Raw genomic sequence first — 651 nt, forward strand, 5'->3', positions numbered from 1 at the left:
TACTGATTGTTTTGATGGATAAATTGGGTATGAAAATAAAGAAACAGGTAAGCGAAAATGCCCACCTGTTTTATTTTATGCTTCCGGCCGTAACCACATCCACACCGCCACGCAGCTACAGAAGACTGATGATACGGCACCAATCCACCAGCGTTCTGGAAATTGCCAAAACATAAACAGGCAAGAAAGGGCCATCATGCCGATAGCGAAGAACTTTGCCTTGCGTGGCACGGCGCCGTTGTTTTCCCAGTTTTGTATGATGGGGCCGAAATGGCGGTGATGATACAGCCAATTGTGAAAGCGCGGCGAAGCCTTTGCCCAGCAGGCGGCGGTCAATAAAATGAAAGGCGTAGTCGGCAGTAATGGCAGGAAAATGCCGATAATGCCCAAGACAAGAGACAATGCGCCGCAAAAAATCAATAAATAGCGAACCATATTCCCGTCACCAATTATTTGTTTTCAGACGGCTTGTGATGCGGAAATGGACAACGCGGAATGTCTAATTTATCCCAGCCCTCATGTCCCATTTTTTCCAGCAGCGCGATATTGCGGTCGAAAATTGCCGAGGCATTGGGAAATGCTTCAGCCGCTTTGGCAATACTGTCTTCACGAATAAGATGTAAGGTCGGATAGGGCGAGCGGTTGGTGTAG

2 protein-coding genes are annotated in these 651 nt (G+C 47.8%); both read right to left on the reverse strand.

Annotated features, from left to right (window positions below):
- Nucleotides 1-75 precede the first annotated feature (75 nt).
- On the reverse strand, nucleotides 76-435 hold the full coding sequence (locus tag ACTHUM_RS17190; RefSeq protein ID WP_070632654.1) for a YbaN family protein: 360 nt from the start codon (nucleotides 433-435) through the stop codon (nucleotides 76-78).
- A 14-nt stretch (nucleotides 436-449) separates the two neighbouring features.
- A partial coding sequence (locus tag ACTHUM_RS17195) for a DUF1415 family protein (protein WP_440403582.1) occupies nucleotides 450-651 on the reverse strand: 202 nt, incomplete at its 5' end.

The organism is Neisseria sp. P0021.S006 (assembly GCF_051956895.1).

Bases quoted from the DNA above. Each gene is read 5' to 3' on its own strand.
- ACTHUM_RS17190 (WP_070632654.1), bottom strand. From the start codon at position 435: ATGGTTCGCTATTTATTGATTTTTTGCGGCGCATTGTCTCTTGTCTTG.